This is a genomic window from Trueperella bialowiezensis (genome assembly GCF_900637955.1).
GTDB lineage: Bacteria > Actinomycetota > Actinomycetes > Actinomycetales > Actinomycetaceae > Trueperella > Trueperella bialowiezensis.
The window spans coordinates 2,020,741-2,043,249 of record NZ_LR134476.1; the positions used below are offsets into that span (position 1 = coordinate 2,020,741).

Annotated in this window: 16 protein-coding genes and 3 rRNA genes; 14 read left to right on the top strand and 5 right to left on the bottom strand. The window is 57.9% G+C overall.

Annotation, left to right across the window (positions count from 1 at the left end; all coding sequences use genetic code 11):
- Positions 1 to 90 precede the first annotated feature (90 nt).
- The 3 genes from pheS to EL234_RS09195 are packed head-to-tail and all read left to right on the top strand — an operon-like array spanning position 91 to position 4,220.
- Positions 91 to 1,176, top strand: coding sequence for a phenylalanine--tRNA ligase subunit alpha (gene pheS, locus EL234_RS09185; protein ID WP_126417166.1), 1,086 nt, complete (start codon positions 91 to 93; stop codon positions 1,174 to 1,176).
- Positions 1,177 to 3,759 carry a phenylalanine--tRNA ligase subunit beta gene (pheT, locus tag EL234_RS09190; protein ID WP_126417167.1) on the top strand — a complete coding sequence of 861 codons (2,583 nt, stop codon included), beginning with the start codon at positions 1,177 to 1,179 and terminating at the stop codon, positions 3,757 to 3,759.
- A 2-nt stretch (positions 3,760 to 3,761) separates the two neighbouring features.
- Complete coding sequence (locus EL234_RS09195) at positions 3,762 to 4,220, top strand: hypothetical protein (protein WP_126417168.1); 459 nt, start codon at positions 3,762 to 3,764, stop codon at positions 4,218 to 4,220.
- A 76-nt stretch (positions 4,221 to 4,296) separates the two neighbouring features.
- Here the strand turns inward: EL234_RS09195 and EL234_RS09200 are convergent, their stop codons facing one another.
- Together EL234_RS09200 and EL234_RS09205 are read right to left on the bottom strand one after the other, a co-directional pair.
- Positions 4,297 to 4,986, bottom strand: a complete 690-nt coding sequence (locus tag EL234_RS09200) for a DUF981 family protein (RefSeq protein ID WP_126417169.1) — start codon at positions 4,984 to 4,986, stop codon at positions 4,297 to 4,299.
- Positions 4,987 to 4,989: 3 nt separating this feature from the next.
- Positions 4,990 to 5,238: a hypothetical protein gene (locus tag EL234_RS09205; RefSeq protein WP_126417170.1), complete on the bottom strand. Its 249-nt coding sequence runs from the start codon at positions 5,236 to 5,238 to the stop codon at positions 4,990 to 4,992.
- A gap of 169 nt (positions 5,239 to 5,407) precedes the next feature.
- On the opposite strand from EL234_RS09205, the gene argC reads away from it, so the two are divergent.
- From argC to EL234_RS09235, 6 genes are read left to right on the top strand one after another with little or no spacing between them, the layout of a single operon-like run.
- Positions 5,408 to 6,454: an N-acetyl-gamma-glutamyl-phosphate reductase gene (gene argC, locus EL234_RS09210; protein ID WP_197718439.1), complete on the top strand. Its 1,047-nt coding sequence runs from the start codon at positions 5,408 to 5,410 to the stop codon at positions 6,452 to 6,454.
- A 35-nt stretch (positions 6,455 to 6,489) separates the two neighbouring features.
- On the top strand, positions 6,490 to 7,644 hold the full coding sequence (gene argJ / locus EL234_RS09215) for a bifunctional glutamate N-acetyltransferase/amino-acid acetyltransferase ArgJ (RefSeq protein ID WP_126417325.1): 1,155 nt from the start codon (positions 6,490 to 6,492) through the stop codon (positions 7,642 to 7,644).
- Complete coding sequence (gene argB, locus EL234_RS09220) at positions 7,641 to 8,546, top strand: acetylglutamate kinase (RefSeq protein WP_126417172.1); 906 nt, start codon at positions 7,641 to 7,643, stop codon at positions 8,544 to 8,546. Before argJ ends, argB begins: the two co-directional genes overlap by 4 nt.
- Positions 8,528 to 9,685: an acetylornithine transaminase gene (locus EL234_RS09225; protein ID WP_126417173.1), complete on the top strand. Its 1,158-nt coding sequence runs from the start codon at positions 8,528 to 8,530 to the stop codon at positions 9,683 to 9,685. Before argB ends, EL234_RS09225 begins: the two co-directional genes overlap by 19 nt.
- Positions 9,682 to 10,185 (top strand): arginine repressor, encoded by a 504-nt coding sequence (locus EL234_RS09230; RefSeq protein WP_126417174.1) that lies wholly within the window; start codon positions 9,682 to 9,684, stop codon positions 10,183 to 10,185. The genes EL234_RS09225 and EL234_RS09230 overlap by 4 nt, the downstream gene beginning before the upstream one ends.
- 9 nt (positions 10,186 to 10,194) lie before the next feature.
- Positions 10,195 to 11,430, top strand: coding sequence for an argininosuccinate synthase (locus EL234_RS09235; RefSeq protein ID WP_126417175.1), 1,236 nt, complete (start codon positions 10,195 to 10,197; stop codon positions 11,428 to 11,430).
- Positions 11,431 to 11,480: 50 nt separating this feature from the next.
- Here the strand turns inward: EL234_RS09235 and argF are convergent, their stop codons facing one another.
- Both argF and galE read right to left on the bottom strand, forming a co-directional pair.
- Entirely contained in the window at positions 11,481 to 12,476 is a 996-nt protein-coding gene (gene argF, locus EL234_RS09240) for an ornithine carbamoyltransferase (RefSeq protein ID WP_126417176.1), read from the bottom strand.
- Positions 12,477 to 12,505: 29 nt separating this feature from the next.
- Positions 12,506 to 13,549 carry a UDP-glucose 4-epimerase GalE gene (gene galE / locus EL234_RS09245; RefSeq protein WP_126417177.1) on the bottom strand — a complete coding sequence of 348 codons (1,044 nt, stop codon included), beginning with the start codon at positions 13,547 to 13,549 and terminating at the stop codon, positions 12,506 to 12,508.
- 86 nt (positions 13,550 to 13,635) lie between these two features.
- On the opposite strand from galE, the gene argH reads away from it, so the two are divergent.
- Entirely contained in the window at positions 13,636 to 15,057 is a 1,422-nt protein-coding gene (gene argH / locus EL234_RS09250) for an argininosuccinate lyase (protein WP_126417178.1), read from the top strand.
- 122 nt (positions 15,058 to 15,179) lie between these two features.
- A complete protein-coding gene (tyrS, locus tag EL234_RS09255) occupies positions 15,180 to 16,439 on the top strand; it encodes a tyrosine--tRNA ligase (protein ID WP_126417179.1) in 1,260 nt (419 codons plus the stop codon).
- Positions 16,440 to 16,774: 335 nt separating this feature from the next.
- Here the strand turns inward: tyrS and EL234_RS09260 are convergent, their stop codons facing one another.
- The gene (locus tag EL234_RS09260; protein WP_126417180.1) at positions 16,775 to 16,990 is read right to left on the bottom strand and encodes a hypothetical protein; all 216 of its coding nucleotides are present in this window, start codon (positions 16,988 to 16,990) and stop codon (positions 16,775 to 16,777) included.
- Positions 16,991 to 17,059: 69 nt separating this feature from the next.
- On the opposite strand from EL234_RS09260, the gene EL234_RS09265 reads away from it, so the two are divergent.
- From EL234_RS09265 to rrf, 3 genes are all read left to right on the top strand, one after another.
- Positions 17,060 to 18,589 (top strand): 16S ribosomal RNA (locus EL234_RS09265).
- A 212-nt stretch (positions 18,590 to 18,801) separates the two neighbouring features.
- Positions 18,802 to 21,882 (top strand): 23S ribosomal RNA (locus tag EL234_RS09270).
- 71 nt (positions 21,883 to 21,953) lie between these two features.
- Positions 21,954 to 22,070, top strand: a 5S ribosomal RNA gene (gene rrf, locus EL234_RS09275).
- Together the 16S, 23S and 5S rRNA genes form the textbook arrangement of a ribosomal RNA operon.
- Positions 22,071 to 22,509 lie beyond the last annotated feature (439 nt).

A 22,509-nucleotide genomic window follows, 5' to 3' on the forward strand; every position in this document is an offset into this window, starting at 1 on the left:
ACTGAGCAACAATGCTGTGGGCGGGCGAAGTGACTAGACTATATGCGGTAACCCGCCGGCTCAGGCCGTGCGGGCAAGGGAAAGGTAAACATGACTCTCAATCCACTCGATGAGGCCGGGATTGCCGAGGCCGTTGCGGCTGCGAAGGAAGCATTCGCCGGAGCTACCAGCCTCGAGGAACTGAAAGAGGCACGGCTCGCACACAGCGGTGACAATGCGCCCATCACGCACGCCAACATGCAGATCCGCCATCTTGACAAGGCAGATAAGCCAACCGCGGGCAAACTGCTGGGCGGAGCACGCAAAGAGATCCAAGCGGCGCTCGCGCAGGCCACGGAACGTCTGGAAGCCGAGGCTCAGGAACGCGTGCTGCGTGAAGAGCGTGTGGACGTCACTGAGCCAACCCGGCGCAATCCGCGCGGTGCACGCCACCCGCTCCCAGTCCTGATGGAAGATATTTGCGACGTCTTTGTGGCTATGGGCTGGGAAGTTGCGGAAGGCCCCGAGCTCGAGCACGAGTGGTTTAACTTCGACTCGCTGAATTTCGGACCGGATCATCCGGCCCGCCAGATGCAAGATACGTTCTATGTGGCCGGCGTGGAACGAGTAACGTCCGCGGGCGCCGAACGCGTTACGGATACCGACGGGCTCGTGCTTCGCACGCATACCTCGCCCGTGCAATCACGGGTGATGCTCGACAACGAGCCTCCGATCTATATCGTGTGCCCCGGAAAGGTGTTCCGCACCGACGCACTTGACGCCACGCACACTCCCGTTTTCCACCAGATCGAAGGATTGGCTGTGGATAAGGGGCTGACGATGGAACACTTGAAGGGCTCTCTCGACCACTTCGCGAAGTCAATGTTTGGCCCCGAAGCGAAGACCCGACTGCGCCCGTCCTTCTTCCCGTTCACCGAGCCGTCGGCCGAAATGGATCTGTGGTTCCCGCAGAAGAAAGGCGGCCCGGGCTGGATCGAATGGGGAGGCTGCGGCATGGTCAACCCCGAAGTGTTGCGCAACGCCGGTATTGACCCGGATGAGTACACGGGATTCGCATTTGGCATGGGCATCGAACGTACGCTCATGTTGCGCAATTCAATTGAGGACATGCGCGACATGGTAGAAGGCGACGTCCGGTTCTCCACCCAGTTCGGAACCACAGGAAGGGGCGCATAAATGCCACGGATTGATATTGATTGGCTTGCCGACCACGTTGAGGTTCCCGCAGGGCTCACGGCGCAGCAGCTAGCACGCGATCTGGTCAAGGTCGGACTGGAAGAAGAAGAGATCCACCGCCCGGACGTCTCCGGGCCGATCGTCGTCGGAAAAGTACTGACCGTCAGCAAAGAGAAGCAGACCAACGGAAAAACAATCAACTATTCGCGTGTTGACGTAGGTGAGCATAACGACGCCCCGGGTGAGGGCAAAGAGCCTGCCGATGTCGCGTCGCGGGGGATCGTGTGTGGTGCACACAATTACGAGGTGGGCGATTACGTCGTCGTGTCGCTACCCGGTGCGGTGCTACCCGGTGATTTTCAGATCTCGGCCCGCAAAACGTACGGTCATGTGTCTGACGGCATGATCTGCTCCGAGCGCGAACTTGGGCTCGGTGAGGATCATTCAGGGATTATCGTGCTTGCCAGCTCGGATGCCGAGGCTGCCGACAAGGGCCTGCCCGCCATCGGTGAGGACGTGCTGGACTACCTTGGTTTGAGCGGTGAAGTGCTCGAAATCAACGTGACACCCGATCGTGGATACTGCTTCGCAATGCGTGGCGTGGCGCGCGAGTATGCGCATTCGACCGGCGCGGCGTTCACCGACCGCGGTCTGGCGGAAAACCTTGCTGGCGGCCTGCCGGAGGTCAACGGCAAGGGCTTCAAGGTGAAGGTTGACGACGACTCGCCGATTCACGGCGTGCCAGGATGCGACCGTTTCGTCACGCGTATCGTGCGCGGGGTTGACCCGCACGCACCGAGCCCGAAGTGGCTACAGGATCGCCTGACTGCCGCCGGGATGCGGCCGATCTCGCTGGCCGTGGATGCTACGAATTACGTCATGCTGGACCTCGGACAGCCCCTACACGCCTACGACCTGGACAAGCTCGTGGAACCGATCGTTGTGCGCCGGGCACGCCCGGGCGAAACGCTCGTCACACTCGACGACCAGGAGCGCGCCCTCGACGGCGAAGACCTAGTCATTACTGATTCGGAGGGCGGCGAGGGCGAGCGCGTCATCGGCCTGGCTGGCACGATGGGTGGTCTCGACACGGAGATCACTGCCGACACGACGAACGTGCTCATTGAGGCGGCGCATTTTGATGCGGTCTCGGTGGCGCGGATGGCGCGCAAGCACAAGTTGCCGTCGGAGGCATCAAAACGCTTTGAGCGTGGGGTGGACCCGGCAGTTGCGCCGGTTGCAGCTCAGCGCGTGGCCGATCTGCTTGTTGAGTACGGCGGCGGCACGATTGATGAAGCGAATTTCGATTTCAATGAGACGGTGGCTCCGAGCGCTCAGGTGTTTGACACCCGTGAGGTCGCTCGCCTGACAGGCTTGGACCTGCCGAAGGCGGAGATTACTGGAGTGCTCGAACAGATCGGCTGCGCCGTGGCCGATGCTGGCGATGATCTGCTTGAGGTGACGCCGCCGAGCTGGCGGCCGGATCTGGTTGGTCCTGCGCATTTCGTGGAGGAAGTAACCAGGCTCGTTGGCTACGACGAGGTGGCGAGCAAACTTCCGGCGGCTTCCGCCGGGGAGGGGCTGACCACCGCGCAGCGCCATCGCCGCGATATTGGCCGTGCGCTTGCCGAACAGGGCTGGGTTGAAGTGCTGTCTTACCCGTTCGTGGCCGGCTCGGTGTTTGATCGGCAGCAGATCAGTGACGACGACGAGCGTCGCCTCGCCGTCCGGCTGAGCAATCCTTTGCAGGATGACGCGCCGTACATGCGGACATCGATCCTTGACTCGTTGCTGGACACGGCACGGATGAACGTGGCACGTGGAAATCCCACAGTGGCTATTTTTGAAGCCGGCCTTGTTACACGCCCGGCAGGTATCCAACCGGCTACCACGCCGGGTGTGGGCGCCCGTCCGAGCGATGCTGAGCTAGCTCAGATGTTTGCCGGTATCCCCGCACAGCCTCATCACGTGGCAGGGGTGGCAACACCTACTGTCACCGAACGCGTCGCTGGTTTTGCGGCGCAAGTGTGGGATTGGCGCGATGCGATCGAGGCCGTGAAAACTGCTGGACGTACCATTGACCTTGACCTCAAGGTGAAGGCAGCCGAGCGTGCGCCGTTCCATCCAGGGCGGTGTGCGGCGCTGAGCGTCGGTAAGAAGCTGATTGGTCATGCGGGCGAGCTCGACCCGCGAGTGTGTAAGGCCTTTGACCTGCCTGCCCGTACGGTCGCCTTCGAGTTTGATGTAGACGCGCTGATCGCGGCGCGAGGCTCAGCGGCGCTCAGCATTCTTCCGGTGCTGACGAGCCCGGCGGCGAAAGAGGACATCGCGCTCGTCGTCGACGATTCGACCACGGCCGCTGCCGTTGCCAATACGATCAGGGACGCCGCAGGTGCGCTGCTTGAAGACGTGCACCTGTTCGACGTCTACACGGGCGATCAGATCCCCGAGGGCAAGAAGTCGTTGGCCTTCGCTCTGCGTTTGCGTGCCGACCACACGCTGAATGCCGAGGAGATTGCGCAGGTGCGCAATAAGGTCGTCAAGGCCTGCGCCAAGGCCTTCGGAGCAGAACTGCGGAGCTAGACATGGCTCAAGCACTGGGAGTAGACCGGCGTTACAGACGCGCCGGTCTACTCTGTGTTGCCACGTTGATCGCGGCGCTGTGCGGATGTGGCGAATCGGCTAGTGACCCTAGCGAGCCTAGTGAAGATGCGTTCACGCTTTTAGTGACGCCCAATATTGATGCTGACGTGTATTTGGTTGGTATTGAAACCTATGCGAACGGCGACGTGGTGTCGATAACGGCGGAAAGTAACGCTAATCTTTCGGTGTTTGATCCACCTGCGACTTTTGAATTTATTGACGACGAGAATTTGACCAAGCTGGAAAACGCGGAAGCTACCGTGCAGGTTTACGTCGCAACCTCCAAGGTTCAGGCGGAGGAGTCTAACGCGCGAATGGATTTTACGGGCCTGCACAAGGTCGGCCAACAGGTGCCTATCACCGTGGTGCGTGGGCAAACGCAAAGCCTTACGGTGCCGTGAAACTTGCTGGTAGAAAACAAATCGTGGGCGGGATCAAATCCCGCCCACGATTATTATCTCTAGCTTGAGCTACACCTTAGATGTAGGTGCCGTCAGGCTGCGGGAAGAACCCGACGTGGCTGTAGAACACAGTCAGCGCCAGGAAGATCCACAGGATGCCAAGGCCCCACGAGAAGAGCGTGAAGATGCGGGCAACCCACTTGTTTTCCCGGATGAACGGGGCGAGGATTGCGGTCACGCCCGTGCCCATGTAAAGGGTCATGACGAAGAGCGGCTCGGCAAGGTTGCCTGCCAAGAGGCGAGCGATCGGCTCGATCGTCGGCGGACGCCACATGCCAAAGTGCATGCCTGCGATACCGAAGAGGATGAGGCCGAAGCCACCGAGTGCGGCGATGAACAGGATCGGGCGAAGGTTGTGGAACAGGTCAATGTCGGTCTGACCGCCGTCCACCTTCTTCTGGTAAGAAACGATGATGATACCTGCAACAAAGGCGAGAAGTCCGAAGAGAGCTGCCGGTTCGCCGAAGGTGACGTTATCGACGGTACAGCAGAACGAGCCCTCGACTTCCTTCAGCGGCCACGTGAGCATCATGTGGAAGCCCGAAACGCCGAGGAAGAAACCGCTAGCAATGAATGCGTAGCCCCACCCAGCAACAGACACGCGCTGACGGTGCGTCACGTCGCGCATGAAAAGAGGAATCATCAACAAGATGGCACCCGCGACGAGCGCCATGGTCGTGTTATATGTGACGCCTTGAATAAGCACGGTTTAGTTCCCCTTTCCAATCAGTTCGCGAATCGACATAACGGTGATGCTGAGGGCGAACGAAATGATGAGCGTGAGGATCGAGATGTCCTGCCCGGTGCTGCCCGAGCTGGCGATCCAAATAATTCCGGCGGCAATAGCGCCTACAGCAAGGATCGCAATGGCGATCTTGGGCAAGAGCGCCCAGTACTTTGCGGCTGTCTTCTGATCCGGCTCCGCCGGCAGAATGCCATGAGGGTCAATATTGTGCAATGTCCCACTCCTACTAGAAACATAAAAATCGAATCCAAAGTGGATTCGTTCAAGTTATCTTACATGATTGTGTCGAGTATGTGAATGAACGCGCTGGTGAGGCCTATGGGTGGTTGCTTTCACAGGCAAACAATTTCGCTGGCATGCAGGCGGGTGTATAGTTATGCGTATGACATATACGGTCGCGATAGCGGGTGCCACAGGATATGCCGGTGGCGAAGTGGCACGGGTGTTGCTCGGGCATTCTCAGGCCAAAATTGAAACGGTGTGCGCGCATTCGTCGCGTGGTTTGTTGGGTGAACATCAGCCGCATTTGCGGCCACTGCGAGATCTTGAGCTTCAGCCGTTGGACGCGCGGGTGTTGGCCGATCACGACGTCGTCGTGCTTGGTTTGCCGCACGGAGCGTCTGCCGAAATCACTCGAGACATTGAAAAGATCAATCCGGATGCGTTGATTATTGACTTAGGTGCAGATCATCGCTTGGAGAGCAGCTCGGCTTGGGAAGAGTTTTATGGATCACCAGCGGCTGAGCCGTGGACGTATGGGATGCCTGAGCTCATGCGCGCGAGCGGGCCGAGCCAACGCGAACGGCTAGGTTCTACCAGGCGTATTGCCGCGCCGGGCTGTAACGCGTCTGCAGTTACCTTTGCCGCTCAGCCGGCAATCGCTGCCGAGCTTGCAACGGGCGATGACATTGTAGCGATCCTGTCAGTTGGCTATTCGGGTGCTGGAAAGACGCCGAAGGCGCACCTTCTTGCTTCCGAGGCGGTTGAATCAGCTGCCCCGTACGCTGTGGGTGGCACTCACCGGCACATCCCAGAAATTGCACAAAATTTGATGGCAGCCGGAGCGCCTGAGGTGTCGCTGTCATTTACCCCGGTTCTTGTGCCGATGTCACGGGGAATCTTGGCGACCGTTTCGATTCCAGTTCACGACGGCGTAAGCGCAGCCGACGTCGAGGAAGCTTACCGTGATGCGCTGAGTGGCGAACCGTTCGTCGTCTGGTCGGATACGTGGCCCACTACAGGCCTGAGCGTGGGGTCGAATCTTGCGCTCGTGCACGCCGAACTGGATCGCGATGAGCGGCGGATCACGGCGATCTGCGCGCTGGATAACCTGGTCAAAGGAACCGCGGGTGCGGCCGTGCAGTCGATGAATCTTGCGCTCGGCCTTCCAGAAGTGGAGGGATTGCCGCAGGTGGGGGTAGCGCCGTGATTTTTTCTCGAAATCTCATTGCTGTTGACACGGATCTGGGTGTCACCGCGCCGAAAGGTTTTCGAGCAGCAGGCGTGTCCGCAGGCCTGAAGAGCTCCGGTTTGGACGTGGCGGTGGTCAGTAACGATGGCCCGGCTCCCGTGTCCGCGCGCGTACTCACGCAGAATCGAGTGTTTGCCGCTCCCGTGCAGTGGATGAAAAACACGGCCGGGATCAACCAGCGAGCCGTGGTGCTCAATTCCGGTGGCGCAAACGCTGCCACTGGGGAGGCTGGTTATCGCGATACCGTGGCAACGGCCGAATTCGCTGCTGCCAGGCTCGGTCTTGAACCGAATGACGTAGCCGTGTGTTCCACCGGCATGATCGGCGAGCTGCTGCCTATGGACAAGCTGCTTGCCGGGGTTGGCGAAGCTATCGGAGAGCTTGATTCCGGATCCGACGCCGGTGACAGCGCAGCGCGCGCAATCATGACTACCGACACGCGCCCGAAACAGGCAGGGATCCGTGAGGGCGTAACGATTGGTGGCATGGCCAAGGGCGCCGGGATGCTGGCACCTGCGATGGCCACGATGCTGTGCGTGATCACCACCGACGCCGTTCTCACACACGAACAGGCCCAACGCGCGCTGGATATCGCCGTCGCACACTCGTTCAACAGGATCGATTCAGACGGGGCGATGTCCACCAACGACACGGTCATACTTCTCGCCTCCGGCGCGTCGGGAATAACGCCCGATGATTTCACAGAAAAACTCACCGCCGTCGCCCAATCACTGGCCCGCCAGCTGATTGCCGACGCCGAAGGCGCATCCCACGATGTTCTCATTCGCGTGTCGGGAGCGAACAGTGAAACGGCAGGCCTTGCCGTTGCCCGCGCGATCTCCCGGTCGAACCTCGTGAAGGCAGCTATTTTCGGCAACGATCCCAACTGGGGGCGAGTCATCTCGCAGGTGGGGACAGTGCCCTACGAGGTTGCGCCATTTGACGCCGATAAACTAGACGTGTGGTTTAACGGAGTCCAGGTGTGCCGGGGTGGAGGATTGGGTGAAGACCGTTCACTTGTTGACCTCGGGGCGCATCGGGACGTCACTATCGAGGTTGACCTTCATGCCGGGCAGGAGATCGTTGAACTGTGGACCAACGATCTTACTCACGACTACGTCCACGAGAATTCGGCTTATTCGACATGACGGGAATGTTACAGCGCCTCCAAGGCGCACAGGCGAAAGCGGAAACGCTCATCGAGGCGCTGCCGTGGATCAGGGAGTTCGCGGGAAAGCGCGTCGTCATCAAATATGGCGGCAACGCGATGGTCAACGACGATCTCAAACGGGCCTTCGCGAAAGACATCATTTTCATGCGCTCGGTTGGGCTCTATCCGATCGTTGTTCACGGGGGCGGACCACAGATCAATTCGATGCTACAACGCGTGGGCATCACATCTGAATTTCGTGGCGGACTGCGTGTGACGGACAAGGACACGATGGACGTCGTGCGCATGGTGCTCACCGGCCAGGTGCAACGCGAACTGGTCTCGCTGCTCAATATCGACGGGCCGTACGCGATGGGCCTATCGGGAGAAGACGCCGGCTTACTGACGGCCCGGAGGCGTACGGCCACGATTGACGGCAAAGCGGTCGACATCGGACATGTTGGCGACATTCACGAGGTGAAAGCCGATTCGCTCAATCAAATGCTTGCTGCCGGCGTGATCCCGGTGGTCTCGACTGTCGCGGTCGACGTCGATCACCCGGAGGAAGTCCTCAACGTCAACGCCGATACGGCCGCTGCGGCCATCGCGGCAGCGGCGAACGCGGATAAGCTCATCATGCTCACCGACGTCGAAGGCCTCTACCTTGACTGGCCAGACAAATCATCGCTCGTCTCTGAGATTCATCCTGATGAGGTGCGCACACTACTCGACCGGCTTGATTCAGGTATGAAACCAAAGATGGAAGCCGCGCTGTACGCCGTCGATCATGGCGTGCCGAAAGCACATATTATTGATGGCCGGATGGCACATTCGATGCTCCTAGAAATCTTCACCGATGCGGGCATCGGAACTCAGGTCACATGGGAGGCAGCGAGGTGACGTACAAAAACTTTTACAGTCAGGCGATGATGGACGCCTTTGGCACGCCACAGCTCGTGATTGATCGCGGCGAAGGCGTGTACGTGTGGGACACCGACGGCAAGAAATATCTCGATCTCCTCGCAGGTATCGCCGTCAACGCTCTTGGCTACGGCCATCCGGCGATCACTCACGCACTGTGTGAACAAGCCCAAAAAGTCACGCACACGTCGAACTTTTTTGCCACGGTACCGCAGATCGAACTCGCCCGTACTTTGCAAAAGATGCTTTCTGCCGAAGGATACGTGGGTGCGTCGGCACGCACATTCTTCTGCAATTCGGGTGCGGAAGCTAACGAGGCCGCAATCAAAATCGCGCTCATGCACAAGCCGCGCGGGCGGATTATCGCGCTGACCAACGGCTTCCACGGCCGTACACTCGGATCCTTGGCGATCACCCATAAACCGGCTATCAGGCAGCCTTTCGAACCGCTACCCGGTAACGTCACCTTCATCGAACCGACAACCGAGGCGCTCGAGGCAGCTTTTGCCGACGACGTCGCCGCAGTTTTCCTTGAAACAATTCAAGGTGAGGCCGGAGTCCAACCGTTACGTCCCGAGTTTATGCGTAGGGCTCGCGGGTTAGCAGACCGCTATTCGGCACTGCTTGTCGTTGACGAAATTCAGACCGGGATCGGCCGAACCGGACGCTGGTTCGCGCATTCCGGCGTCGTCAAAGCTGACATCATTACGCTGGCCAAGGGGCTTGGCGGGGGAGTGCCGATCGGTGCCGTCGTCGGCATTGAAAAAGCGGGCAGGCTCATGAGCCCAGGTAGTCACGGCAGCACGTTCGGTGGAAATCCTCTGGCGTGTGCGGCGGCGCTAGCAGTGGTGAATGAAGTCAAAGAATTGCTCGCCCACGTTAGCGATACTGGCGCGTGGCTGCGCGAACAACTCGAAAAGGCCGGATTTGCTACTCGAGGTGCTGGCTTGCTGATCGGAATCAGTGTGGACAACGCACCGCAGGTACAAAAAGAGTTGCTTGAGCGAGGCGTCATCGTCAATGCTCCCAACGAGTCCACAATTAGGCTTGCGCCACCGCTGATCATCACGCGAAGTGATCTAGAGCCGTTCATTCGCGTCTTAAAGGAGGTAGCATGAGCGCGATTGTCACCAGAGCCGCGCGCCTGGCACGCATATCCGCGATCGTTGAGGCACAACCGATATCTTCCCAAGGAGAGCTACGCAAACTTCTCGCCTTGGAAGGCATCGAGGTCACCCAAGCCACGCTTTCGCGCGACCTCGATGAACTGCAAGCGCGCAAAGAACCAACGCCCGACGGCGGGAAGGCATACCGCATCCCTTCGCCGGGTGTCATGGGGGAGCAGGAATCGGCTGCACTTGGTACCCTCAAGCGCTGGGCGCGCGAAGTGATGGTCTCAGCGAAAAATACGTCTAACCAGGTTGTTTTGCGGACACCCCCGGGTGCCGCGCAGCTACTCGCCTCGTCGCTCGATCGGGCAGTGCTCGACGGCGTGCTCGGCTGCATCGCCGGTGACGACACGGTATTAGTCATAACAGAAAGCCCGAAGCGAGCCGAGAAACTCGTCACCGAGCTCATCGGCTTCGCACAAGCTCAAACGTCAACCAATAATGAATAAGGGGAAAACATGGCAAAGGATCGCGTAGTACTCGCATATTCAGGCGGCCTCGACACGTCTGTGGCGATCGGCTGGATCGGTGAACAAACCGGCGCCGAAGTGGTGACCGTGGCTGTCGACGTCGGACAAGGCGGCGAAGATCTCGATGTGATCCGCCAGCGCGCACTCGATTGCGGTGCGGTGGAATCCTATGTGGCCGACGCACGCGACGAGTTCGCCGAAGAATACTGCATGCTCGACCTTCAGGCCAACGGCGTGTACATGGACGCATATCCGCTGGTATCTGCGCTGTCGCGCCCGGTCATCGTCAAGCATTTGGTCACGGCGGCACGTCAGTTCGGCGCGACCGTCGTCGCTCACGGCTGCACCGGTAAGGGTAACGACCAGGTGCGTTTCGAAAACGGGATCACCGCGCTCGGCCCGGATCTGAAGTGCCTATCACCGGTGCGTGATCTTGCCCTCACGCGTGAGTTTGCGATTTCGTACGCGGAAAAACACGATCTGCCGATCGAAACGACCAAGTCCAATCCATTCTCTATTGACCAGAATGTGTGGGGCCGCGCTATTGAAACCGGCTATCTGGAAGACCTGTGGAATGCACCCACGAAGGACGTCTACTCCTACACGGATGATCCGGCCTATCCGCCGCTACCCGACGAGGTCGTCATCGAATTTGATAAGGGCATCCCGGTCAAGATCGACGGGCGCGATGTCACACCTCTGCAAGCGATCGAAGAGATGAACCGGCGCGCCGGCGCCCAGGGCATCGGTCGGATCGACATCGTCGAGGACCGCATGGTGGGCATCAAGTCGCGCGAAATCTACGAAGCACCCGGTGCGGTTGCGTTGATGGAAGCTCACAAGGAACTCGAACGAGTGACCATGGATCGCGAACAGGCCCGTTTCAAGCAGCGGGTGTCGCTACGCTGGTCTGAGCTCGTCTACGAGGGGCAGTGGTTCTCGCCGCTCAAGCGCTCACTCGACGCCTTTATTCTGGACACGCAAGAGTACGTGTCCGGCGAGATTCGGATGACGTTGCACGGCGGGCGCGCAGTCGTCACTGGACGCCGTTCCGAAACCTCCCTGTACGATTTCAACCTCGCCACCTACGACGAAGGCGACAGCTTCGACCAGTCTCACGCCCGCGGCTTCATCGAGCTCACGGGTCTGACCTCGAAGCTTGCCGCAGCACGCGACGTGAAGTTCGGCAAGGGTGAGGCGATGCCGAAGCTCAACCTGAGCTAGCTAGCTGACCTCAGATCCGCCGCGCGCCATGATCGGTGCGCGGCGGATTGTCATAGGTTCTCAGCGAGCGTGGCTACCATGACGGCCTTGATGGTGTGCATCCGGTTTTCTGCCTGATCGAAAACTTTCGATGCAGGCGATGAGAACACGTCATCGGTCACCTCGAGCGCGTCCATCCCGGTGGCCTCATAGACCTCCCGGCCAACCGACGTGTTGAGATCGTGGAAGGCTGGCAGGCAGTGCATGAAAATTGCCCCGTCAGTGGCGCTCATCAGCTCGGCATTTACTTGATAGGGCCGCAGTGCTGCAACCCGATCTGCCCACACATCGGGAGCTTCACCCATCGACACCCACACGTCGGTGGACACGACGTCGGCGCCGGCCACGGCGGCCGGGTCCTCGGTGATCGTGATGCGCGCCCCCGTCTGTGCTGCGACATCGCTGGCGATCTGGCGCGCTTCGGCGTCGGGCTGATACTCCCGTGGAGCGATGATCCGCACGTCCATGCCAAGCATCGCGGACGAGACGAGCAGCGAACGGCCCGTGTTGAACCGCGCGTCGCCAAGATATGCGTGGACGACGTCGGAAAACGGTTTGGCCACGTGCTCCTTGATGGTCAGCGCGTCGGCGAGCATCTGGGTGGGATGCCACGAATCGGTGAGCCCGTTGTAGACCGGAACGCCGGCGTGGCGCGCCAAGATTTCCACGCCTTCGTGTTCTGATCCGCGGAACTGGATCGCATCGTAAAAGCGCCCGAGCACGGCTGCAGTATCCGCATACGATTCCTTGTGGCCGATCTGTGAGGTCGTGCCATCGAGCATGGTCACGTGCGCACCCTGATGGAAAGCGGCCACTTCGAAGGCGGTTCGCGTGCGCGTGGAGGTCTTTTCAAAAAGGAGCGCGATGGTCTTGCCGTCGAGGTAGCGAACCTCACGCCCGGCCTTGCGGTCAGCCTTAAGCTTGGCGGCCAGTTCAATCAGACCCTGCCACTGTGCGGGCGTAAAATCTGCTTCTTTCAGGAAGGAGCGTCCATAGAGTTCGTGCATGAGTAAATCCTAGTCGGGTGTCGGCGTCGTTAAAGTGTTTCTGGCCGGGAAGCCGCCGCGCCGTCCGGGTAACCGTTCGGGTTGGCCTGCTGCCAGCGCCATGTATCAGCGCACATGTCGGCTATCGAAAACTCAGCTTCCCAGCCAAGTTCCGTGCGGGCCAGATCAGGTGCGGCATACACTTCCGCGCGATCGCCGGCACGGCGCGGCGCGACCTCCTTGTTGATCTCGAAGCCGCAGGCCTGCTCGAACGCATCGACCAGTTCGAATACGGACGTTCCCGTTCCCGTGCCAAGGTTCCAGATTTTCACTCGCTCCTCGAAGTTCGGCAGCTTGTCAAGAGCAACGACGTGCGCGCGAGCCAAATCTACAACGTGCAAGTAGTCTCGGACGGCCGAACCATCGCGAGTTGGATAGTCATCACCAAAAATCAACAGTTTGTCGAGACGACCAGTGGCCACCTGTGCCACTGAGGGCATGAGATTGTTCGGACGACCCAGAGGATTCTCACCAATCTTGCCAGACTGATGGGCGCCCACCGGGTTGAAATAGCGGAGCAAGGCGAGGCGGAACCCGTAGGCGTGAGAAAAGTCGGTGAGGATTCGTTCGCTTGCCACTTTCGTGTAGCCGTACGGGGAAAGAGAATCGAGGTGCTCGACGTCCTCCGTCAGCGGCAGGTCGGCGTCGCCATAGACCGTTGCCGATGAAGAAAAGACGATTGTTGAGCAGCCCGAGGCGATCATTCCCCGGGTGATCGCGAACGTGGTCATCAGATTGTTTTCGTAATATTCGAGCGGCTTGTCGACCGATTCTCCCACCGCTTTCAAACCGGCGAAGTGGATGACGGCGTCGGGGCGCTCCTTGTCGAAGATCTGGCGGGTGAGGTCCGCATCCGTGAGGTCAGCCTTATACCAGCGGATATCGGTACCGGTGATCTCTTCAAGACGGTCGATCACCGTTTCCTGAGAGTTAGAAAAATTATCCACAACGATCGGCTCGTGGCCAGCTGCCACCAACTCGACCACCGTGTGGGAACCGATATAGCCAGCACCGCCAGCAACTAGAACTTTCACGCCATCTCCTTACGTCGTCTGTACAGCAAATTCTACGCTGGTGGACTCATTTTCCTACAAGGTGAATAGTTTGGCAGAATCGGGGCATGGAACATGTTGCACTTTGGGGCGGGCGTTTCAGCGGGAAACCAGCTGACGCGCTGACGGAACTATCACGGTCGACTCACTTCGATTGGCGGCTGGCCAGGTACGACATCGCGGGTTCACGAGCGCATGCGCGTGCACTTCACACGGCGCAGCTGCTTTCGGACAGCGAGTTGTCTGCCATGTTGGACGCGCTCAACAAGCTTGACGACGACGTCGTGTCCGGCGCTTTCATTCCGCGTCCCGACGACGAAGACGTCCACACGGCACTCGAACGCGGACTCATGGAACGTGCCGGCCAGGAACTGGGCGGAAAACTACGTGCCGGGCGTTCTAGGAATGACCAGATCGCTACGCTCATCCGGATGTATCTACGCGACCAGGCGCGCATTATTGGCGGCAAGCTGCTCGACGTCGTCGACGCCCTCATCGAGCAAGCCGAGCGTGCCGGCGATGCGATTATGCCCGGCCGAACGCACCTGCAGCATGCCCAGCCGGTTCTCGTTGCACATCATTTGCTTGCGCACGTGTGGCCGATGCTACGCGACGTCGACCGGCTCGTTGATCTTGACGTGCGTTTGGCTGAAAGCCCATACGGGTCTGGCGCCTTGGCGGGTAACACGCTGGGTATGAATCCGCAGGCCATCGCGGAAGACCTGGGATTTGCCACGTCGGTGTGGAACTCCATCGACGGCACGGCCTCCCGCGATTTGGTCGCTGAATTTGCGTGGATTATGGCTCAAATCGGCGTCGACCTGTCCCGGATTAGTGAAGAGATCATCATCTGGAATACGAAAGAGTTCTCGTTTGTGACTCTCGACGACGCGTTTTCAACCGGCTCATCGATTATGCCGCAGAAGAAGAACCCGGATGTGGCCGAACTTGCGCGCGGCAAGGCAGGCCGGCTCATCGGCAGCCTGACCAGCCTACTCGCAATGCTCAAGGGATTGCCGCTGGCGTACGACCGGGACTTGCAGGAAGACAAGGAGCCGGTTTTCGACCAGATCGACACCCTCGACGTGCTGCTTCCCGCCGTCGCCGGAATGATCGAGACGATGGAACTGAACTACGAGCGGATGGCCGAGCTCGCTCCACAAGGATTCTCACTCGCAACCGATATTGCGGAATGGCTCGTTCGAAAGGGCGTGCCCTTCCGCGAGGCCCACGAGATCTCAGGCGCGTGCGTGGCCGAATGCGAACGGCAAGGAAAAGAGTTGTGGGATTTGACCGACGCCGAATTTGCTGCGATTGATGCGCGGCTGACTGGTGACGTGCGCGGGGTGCTCACCGTCGAAGGCTCCGTACGCGCACGCGATGGACGCGGAGGAACCGCTCCTGATCGGGTGCGCGAACAGCTAGCCGAGGTACGGCGTCGTACACAAAAGGCGCTCGAGTTTACCGACTCGAGAGTGCAGGCACGGTAGCCGGAAAAGCTAGGTGTGGCACGCCAGGATTCGTGAACTAGCATGCCGGTAAGGCAGAATGTGAACGAGCTCGATGCGATCTGCGAAAGCGAGCTCACCGACGATAAGAAGGGACAACAAACGTGAGTGACGTTCTTGACGAACTCGAATGGCGCGGGCTCATCGCCCAACACTCGGATATTGACAAGCTGCGTGCAGACCTAGCCGAGGGGCCGATCACGTTTTATTGCGGTTTCGATCCGACTGCGCCGTCCCTTCACCACGGGCACCTCGTGGCGGTCAAGGTGATGCGTCACTTGCAGCTAGCCGGGCACAAGCCGCTCGTGCTCGTTGGTGGTGCGACCGGCCTGATTGGCGATCCGCGCGACAAGGGCGAACGCACGCTTAACACCAAGGAGACCGTGGCCCAGTGGAGTGTGTCGCTCAAGAACCAGCTCGAAACACTTCTTGATTTTGAAGGCGAAAACGCGGCTCGCACGGTCAACAATCTGGATTGGACGTCCGAGCTGTCCGCTATCGACTTGCTACGTGATCTCGGCAAGCACTTCCGGATGGGAACAATGCTGTCCAAGGACATCGTCAAGCGTCGCCTCGAATCTGAGGAAGGTATTTCCTACACGGAGTTTTCCTACCAGATCTTGCAGGCCAACGATTATCTCGAGCTGTACCGGCGTTACAACTGCACGCTCGAAGTGGGCGGCAACGATCAGTGGGGCAACCTTGTAGGCGGCATGGATTTGATCCACAAGGTTGAGGGCGAATCTGTACACGTGCTGACGAACCCGCTGATTACGAAATCCGATGGCTCGAAGTTCGGCAAGACCGAGGGCGGGGCGATCTGGCTCAATCCCGACATGCTCAGCCCCTACAAGTTCTACCAGTTCTGGCTCAATACTGCCGACGACGACGTCGTGCACATGCTCAAAGTGTTCACCTTCCTGAGCCGGGAGCGAATTGAGGAGCTTGCCCAGCAGGTGGCCGAGCGCCCGCAGGCACGCGAAGCCCAACGGGTGCTCGCCGAAGAAGTGACGACCTGGGTACATGGTGCCGATGTGACGGAGCGAGTGAAGCAGGCCTCTGCAGTGCTTTTTGGACGCGCGGAACCGACCGGGCTGGACGCGGCGACGCTTCTTGATGCAACCGCTGAACTACCATCTGCGTCAGCATCACTCGGAGATTCCATCCAGGATGTGCTCGTTAACCTTGGCCTAGAAAAGGGTCGGGGAGCAGCGCGGCGGACGATTGCCTCCGGTGGCGTGTACATCAACAACGTGAAAGTCGACGACGAAGAGCGCGTACTAGAAAGCGATGACGTCCTGGCCGGCGACCTCATCCTCGTGCGTAAGGGACGGAAAAATATGACCGTCGTACACGTGCACTAGACGCGTTTCGCGTGTGCCGGTCACACGACGTTTTTCACGTGATTTCAAGGGTTTCTGGGTGTGTGATGAGTGTTACGCGCACAAAATTTGACGGTCTCGAACCGGGTGCGTAAAGTATTTATCTGTTGCCACGGAGTGCAGCGAAGTCCCGGGAAATTAATTCCAAGGATCAGTGCGCTTCGAAACGGTCAGGAAAAGAATGTGATCCATTCGCTTCTTGACAAGCGGCGACGCGGACTTTAACATAGAAGTCCTCCCTTCGGAACAAGTCGACTAACATCGGCATGTTTCGGATGCGGGTGTGTTGTTTGATATCTCAATAGTGTGTCAGCTTTTTATGTTGTTTTTGGTTTGGCTGGCTGGGTGTCTGCTGATCTTTGTGGTTGGTGGGTGTTTGGTTGGTCAGGCTGTTTTTGTCTGGTGGCTGGCTGGGTGTCCTTGGTGTTGTGATCGTTTTTGGTTGTGGCGTCGGGGGTGTTTGGTTGGTTGCTGGATGTTTTTTGCCAGTTTGTTTTGGTATTTTTTTTGGAGTCTGTTTTCAGGTTCTTCATTTATTGATTGGATGCTCCTTGTTGTTGTGGCCGTGTTTGGTTGCAGTGGTTGGGGGGGGTGTTTGGTTTTTTGTGGAGAGTTTGATCCTGGCTCAGGACGAACGCTGGCGGCGTGCTTAACACATGCAAGTCGAACGATGATGCTTGGCGCTTGCGCTGGGTGGATTAGTGGCGAACGGGTGAGTAATACGTGAGTAACCTGCCCTCTTCTTTGGGATAAGCTTGGGAAACTGGGTCTAATACTGGATATTCTGCTCTTGCCGCATGGTGGGGGTTGGAAAGGGTTTTTCTGGTGGGGGATGGGCTCACGGCCTATCAGCTTGTTGGTGGGGTGATGGCCTACCAAGGCGTCGACGGGTAGCCGGCCTGAGAGGGTGACCGGCCACATTGGGACTGAGATACGGCCCAGACTCCTACGGGAGGCAGCAGTGGGGAATATTGCACAATGGACGGAAGTCTGATGCAGCGACGCCGCGTGGGGGATGAAGGCTTTCGGGTTGTAAACTCCTTTCAGTACAGAAGAAGCTTTTTGTGACGGTATGTGCAGAAGAAGCACCGGCTAACTACGTGCCAGCAGCCGCGGTAATACGTAGGGTGCGAGCGTTGTCCGGAATTATTGGGCGTAAAGGGCTTGTAGGCGGTTTGTTGCGCCTGCTGTGAAATTCTGGGGCTTAACTTTGGGATTGCAGTGGGTACGGGCAGACTAGAGTGTGGTAGGGGTAATTGGAATTCCTGGTGTAGCGGTGGAATGCGCAGATATCAGGAGGAACACCGATGGCGAAGGCAGGTTACTGGGCCACCACTGACGCTGAGGAGCGAAAGCGTGGGTAGCGAACAGGATTAGATACCCTGGTAGTCCATGCTGTAAACGTTGGGCACTAGGTGTGGGGCCTTTTCCATGGGTTCTGCGCCGTAGCTAACGCATTAAGTGCCCCGCCTGGGGAGTACGGCCGCAAGGCTAAAACTCAAAGGAATTGACGGGGGCCCGCACAAGCGGCGGAGCATGCGGATTAATTCGATGCAACGCGAAGAACCTTACCAAGGCTTGACATGCACTGGGATCTCTCAGAGATGGGGGAGTCTTTGGACTGGTGTACAGGTGGTGCATGGTTGTCGTCAGCTCGTGTCGTGAGATGTTGGGTTAAGTCCCGCAACGAGCGCAACCCTTGTCTTGTGTTGCCAGCAATTTTTGGTTGGGGACTCACGAGAGACTGCCGGGGTTAACTCGGAGGAAGGTGGGGATGACGTCAAATCATCATGCCCCTTATGTCTTGGGCTTCACGCATGCTACAATGGCAGGTACAGTGTGTTGCGATCCCGTGAGGGTGGGCTAATCACTTAAAGCTTGTCTCAGTTCGGATTGGGGTCTGCAACTCGACCTCATGAAGTCGGAGTCGCTAGTAATCGCAGATCAGCTACGCTGCGGTGAATACGTTCTCGGGCCTTGTACACACCGCCCGTCACGTCACGAAAGTTGGTGACACCCGAAGCCCGTGGCCTAACACGTTTGTGGGGGAGCGGTCGAAGGTGGGACTGGCGATTGGGACGAAGTCGTAACAAGGTAGCCGTACCGGAAGGTGCGGCTGGATCACCTCCTTTCTAGGGAGCCACCGTTGTGGCCCTCGACGTTGTGTTGGGGGTTTGTGTTTGTGGTGGTTTTTAGTGGGACTGCATATTGGGCTGGCATGCTGTTGGGGTGTGGGGTAACACCTGTTTCTGCCCGTGTTCGTACTGCCTGTTTGTGGTGGTGTGGGTGTGGTGTTGGTGTGGTGGTTGAGAATTGTATAGTGGATGCGAGCATCTTTTGGTTTTTGTAAGTGTTTTATGGGCGTTCGGTGGATGCCTTGGCACGTGGGGCCGATGAAGGACGTTGTAGCCTGCGATATTCCTCGGGGAGTTGGCATACGAGCTGTGATCCGAGGGTTTCCGAATGGGGGAACCTGGCCGGAGTTGTTTCTGGTTACCATCATCTGAATGTATAGGGTGGTGGGGGTGACGAGGGGAAGTGAAACATCTTAGTACCCTTAGGAAGAGATATTCTGTGAGTAGTGGCGAGCGAAAGCGGATGAGGTTAAACCGGGTGTGTGTGATAGCTGTCGGGCGTTGCGCATTCGGGGTTGTGGGAGCTGCTTGATCATACCGGCATGTGGTCGAAGAGTGATAAAACGGGTGGATAGCTGAACTGGTTGGGAAGCCAGACTGTAGAAGGTGAGAGTCCTGTAGGTGAAATCTGTTCGTCTCTTGGTGGTTGTCCCGAGTAGCATGGGGCTCGTGGAATCTCGTGTGAATCTGCCCAGACCACTGGGTAAGCCTAAATACTCTGCGTGACCGATAGTGTATGAGTACCGTGAGGGAATGGTGAAAAGTACCCCGGGAGGGGAGTGAAATAGTACCTGAAACCGGGCGCTTACAATCCGTCATAGCCTCCGTTGTGGGGGTGGTGGCGTGCCTTTTGAAGAATGAGCCTGCGAGTTATGATGTGTGGCGAGGTTAACCCGTGTGGGGTAGTCGTAGCGAAAGCGAGTCTGAATAGGGCGTTGTAGTTGCATGTTGTAGACCCGAAGCGAGGTGATCTACCCATGGGCAGGGTGAAGCGCGTGTAAGAGCGTGTGGAGGTCCGAACCCACTTCAGTTGAAAATGGAGGGGATGACCTGTGGGTAGGGGTGAAAGGCCAATCAAACTTCGTGATAGCTGGTTCTCCCCGAAATGCATTTAGGTGCAGCGTTGCGTGTGCTTGCTGGTGGTAGAGCGACTGGATGGTTGATGGCCCTTGTTCGGGTACTGAGATCAGCCAAACTCCGAATGCCGGTTTAAGTTTTGCGTGGCAGTGAGACTGCGGGGGATAAGCTTCGTAGTCGAGAGGGAAACAGCCCAGATCATCGGTTAAGGTCCCTAAGGGTGTGCTGAGTGGGAAAGGATGTGGAGTTGCTGTGACAACCAGGAGGTTGGCTTAGAAGCAGCCATCCTTGAAAGAGTGCGTAATAGCTCACTGGTCAAGTGATTTCGCGCCGATAATGTAGCGGGGCTAAGTACACCGCCGAAACCGTGGCAACATTTTTGTTGGGTAGGGGAGCGTCGTGCATGAGGTGAAGCAGGCATGTGAGTGTTTGTGGATTGTGTGCGAGTGAGAATGCAGGCATGAGTAGCGATTGACAGGTGGGAATCCTGTCCTCCGTATGACTAAGGGTTCCAGGGCCAGGTTGTTCCGCCCTGGGTTAGTCGGGTCCTAAGGCGAGGCCGACAGGCGTAGTCGATGGGTAACCAGTTGTTATTCTGGTACCGGCGTAGAACCGTCCGTGCTGAAGCAGGGGATACTAACCATCCTCGGCCATGTCGTTCACCTTTGGGTGGGTGGTGTGGTTGGGTGTGGGGCCTGATCTTGTGGTAGGCAAGCGTGTTAACAGGGGTGACGCACAGTGGTAGCTTCCGCGTGGCTTATGGCTTGCCGCGTTTAACAGCGCAGCCCGTTTTCTAGGTAAATCCGGGAAACATGTAAGGGTGAGGCTGGATGATGACACCGTTTTTTGGTGGAAGTAGGGTGATCCTGTGGTGCCTAGAAAAGCCTCGACGTGAGGTTCGAGCCGCCCGTACCCGAAACCGACACAGGTAGTTGGGTAGAGTATACTAAGGAGTTCGAGTGAATCGTGGTTAAGGAACTCGGCAAAATGCCCCCGTAACTTCGGGAGAAGGGGGGCCTGATCCTTGAAGCCCTTTTGCGGGCTAGGGGTGATGGCCGCAGAAACCAGGGAGAAGCGACTGTTTATCAAAAACATAGGTCTGTGCGAACACGTAAGTGGATGTATACGGACTGACGCCTGCCCGGTGCTGGAAGGTTAAGAGGATCGGTTAACCCCTTTTGGGGGTGAAGCTGAGAATTTAAGCCCCAGTAAACGGCGGTGGTAACTATAACCATCCTAAGGTAGCGAAATTCCTTGTCGGGTAAGTTCCGACCTGCACGAATGGCGTAACGACTTCTCCGCTGTCTCAACCGCGAACTCGGTGAAATTGCAGTACGAGTAAAGATGCTCGTTTCGCGCAGCAGGACGGAAAGACCCCGGGACCTTTACTATAGCTTGGTATTGGTGTTTGGTACGGTTTGTGTAGGATAGGTGGGAGACTGTGAAGCCCGAACGCTAGTTGGGGTGGAGTCATTGGTGAAATACCACTCTGGTCGTGCTGGATGTCTAACCTTGGACCATGATCTGGTTCAGGGACAGTGCCTGGTGGGTAGTTTAACTGGGGCGGTTGCCTCCTAAATGGTAACGGAGGCGCTCAAAGGTTCCCTCAGCCTGGTTGGTAATCAGGTGTTGAGTGTAAGTGCACAAGGGGGCTTGACTGTGAGACTGACGGGTCGAGCAGGAACGAAAGTTGGAACTAGTGATCCGGCGGTGGCTTGTGGAAGCGCCGTCGCTCAACGGATAAAAGGTACCCCGGGGATAACAGGCTGATCCTGCCCAAGAGTTCATATCGACGGCATGGTTTGGCACCTCGATGTCGGCTCGTCGCATCCTGGGGCTGGAGTAGGTCCCAAGGGTTGGGCTGTTCGCCCATTAAAGCGGTACGCGAGCTGGGTTCAGAACGTCGTGAGACAGTTCGGTCCCTATCCGCTGCGCGCGTTGGAAACGTGAGGAGGGCCGTCCCTAGTACGAGAGGACCGGGATGGACGAACCTCTGGTGTGCCAGTTGTATCGCCAGGTGCATGGCTGGTTGGCTACGTTCGGGAAGGATAACCGCTGAAAGCATCTAAGTGGGAAGCCTGCTTCAAGATAACGTTTCCGTGACACTTTTAGTGTTGTGAGGTCCCCTATAGATCATGGGGTTGATAGGCCAGGCGTGTAAGCCTAGTAATAGGCTCAGCTGACTGGTACTAATAGACCAAAAACTTACAAACAATATGCTGATTGTTGTTCGCGTCTACTATACGATTCTTGGCTCCCACACTGTGGGTTGCCTTTTGGTTTTGGTGGTGGTTTTAGCGGTGGGGTCACGCCCGGTCCCTTTCCGAACCCGGAAGCTAAGCCTGCCAGCGCCGATGGTACTGCACTTGAGAGGGTGTGGGAGAGTAGGACATCGCCACCAACTATTTTTTGTGGAGGGTGTGAGAGAACCTGGGTTTGGATACCAGGGTTTCTCACACCCTCCACTTTCGTGTCTTGAGTATCGGCAACCCATGCGTGCTTAGCCGGGCAGGCCTGGCTGGTGTGGCCTAGTGGCACGGCTTCTTGTTGTTTCTGCTTATATAGCAATTTTGACGAGGTCGACGGCCTCGAAACGCTTCAGAACTGCTTATATAGCAAAAACGCATGGGGCGGCGCGCTGCAACGCCGGGCGTAGCGCCAGAACTGCTTATATAGCAATTATGACGGAGTCGACGGGCCCTGAGCAATATTCCCCTTTGCAGATTCGGGTAAGCTTAACCTCGATGTCCAGCGCTATTGCGGGCACCTTTTGTTTGAAAACTGAACCTAGAGGAATAGCATGAGCAAGTTTGATAATTCTGGTAACTCCCACGGACGCG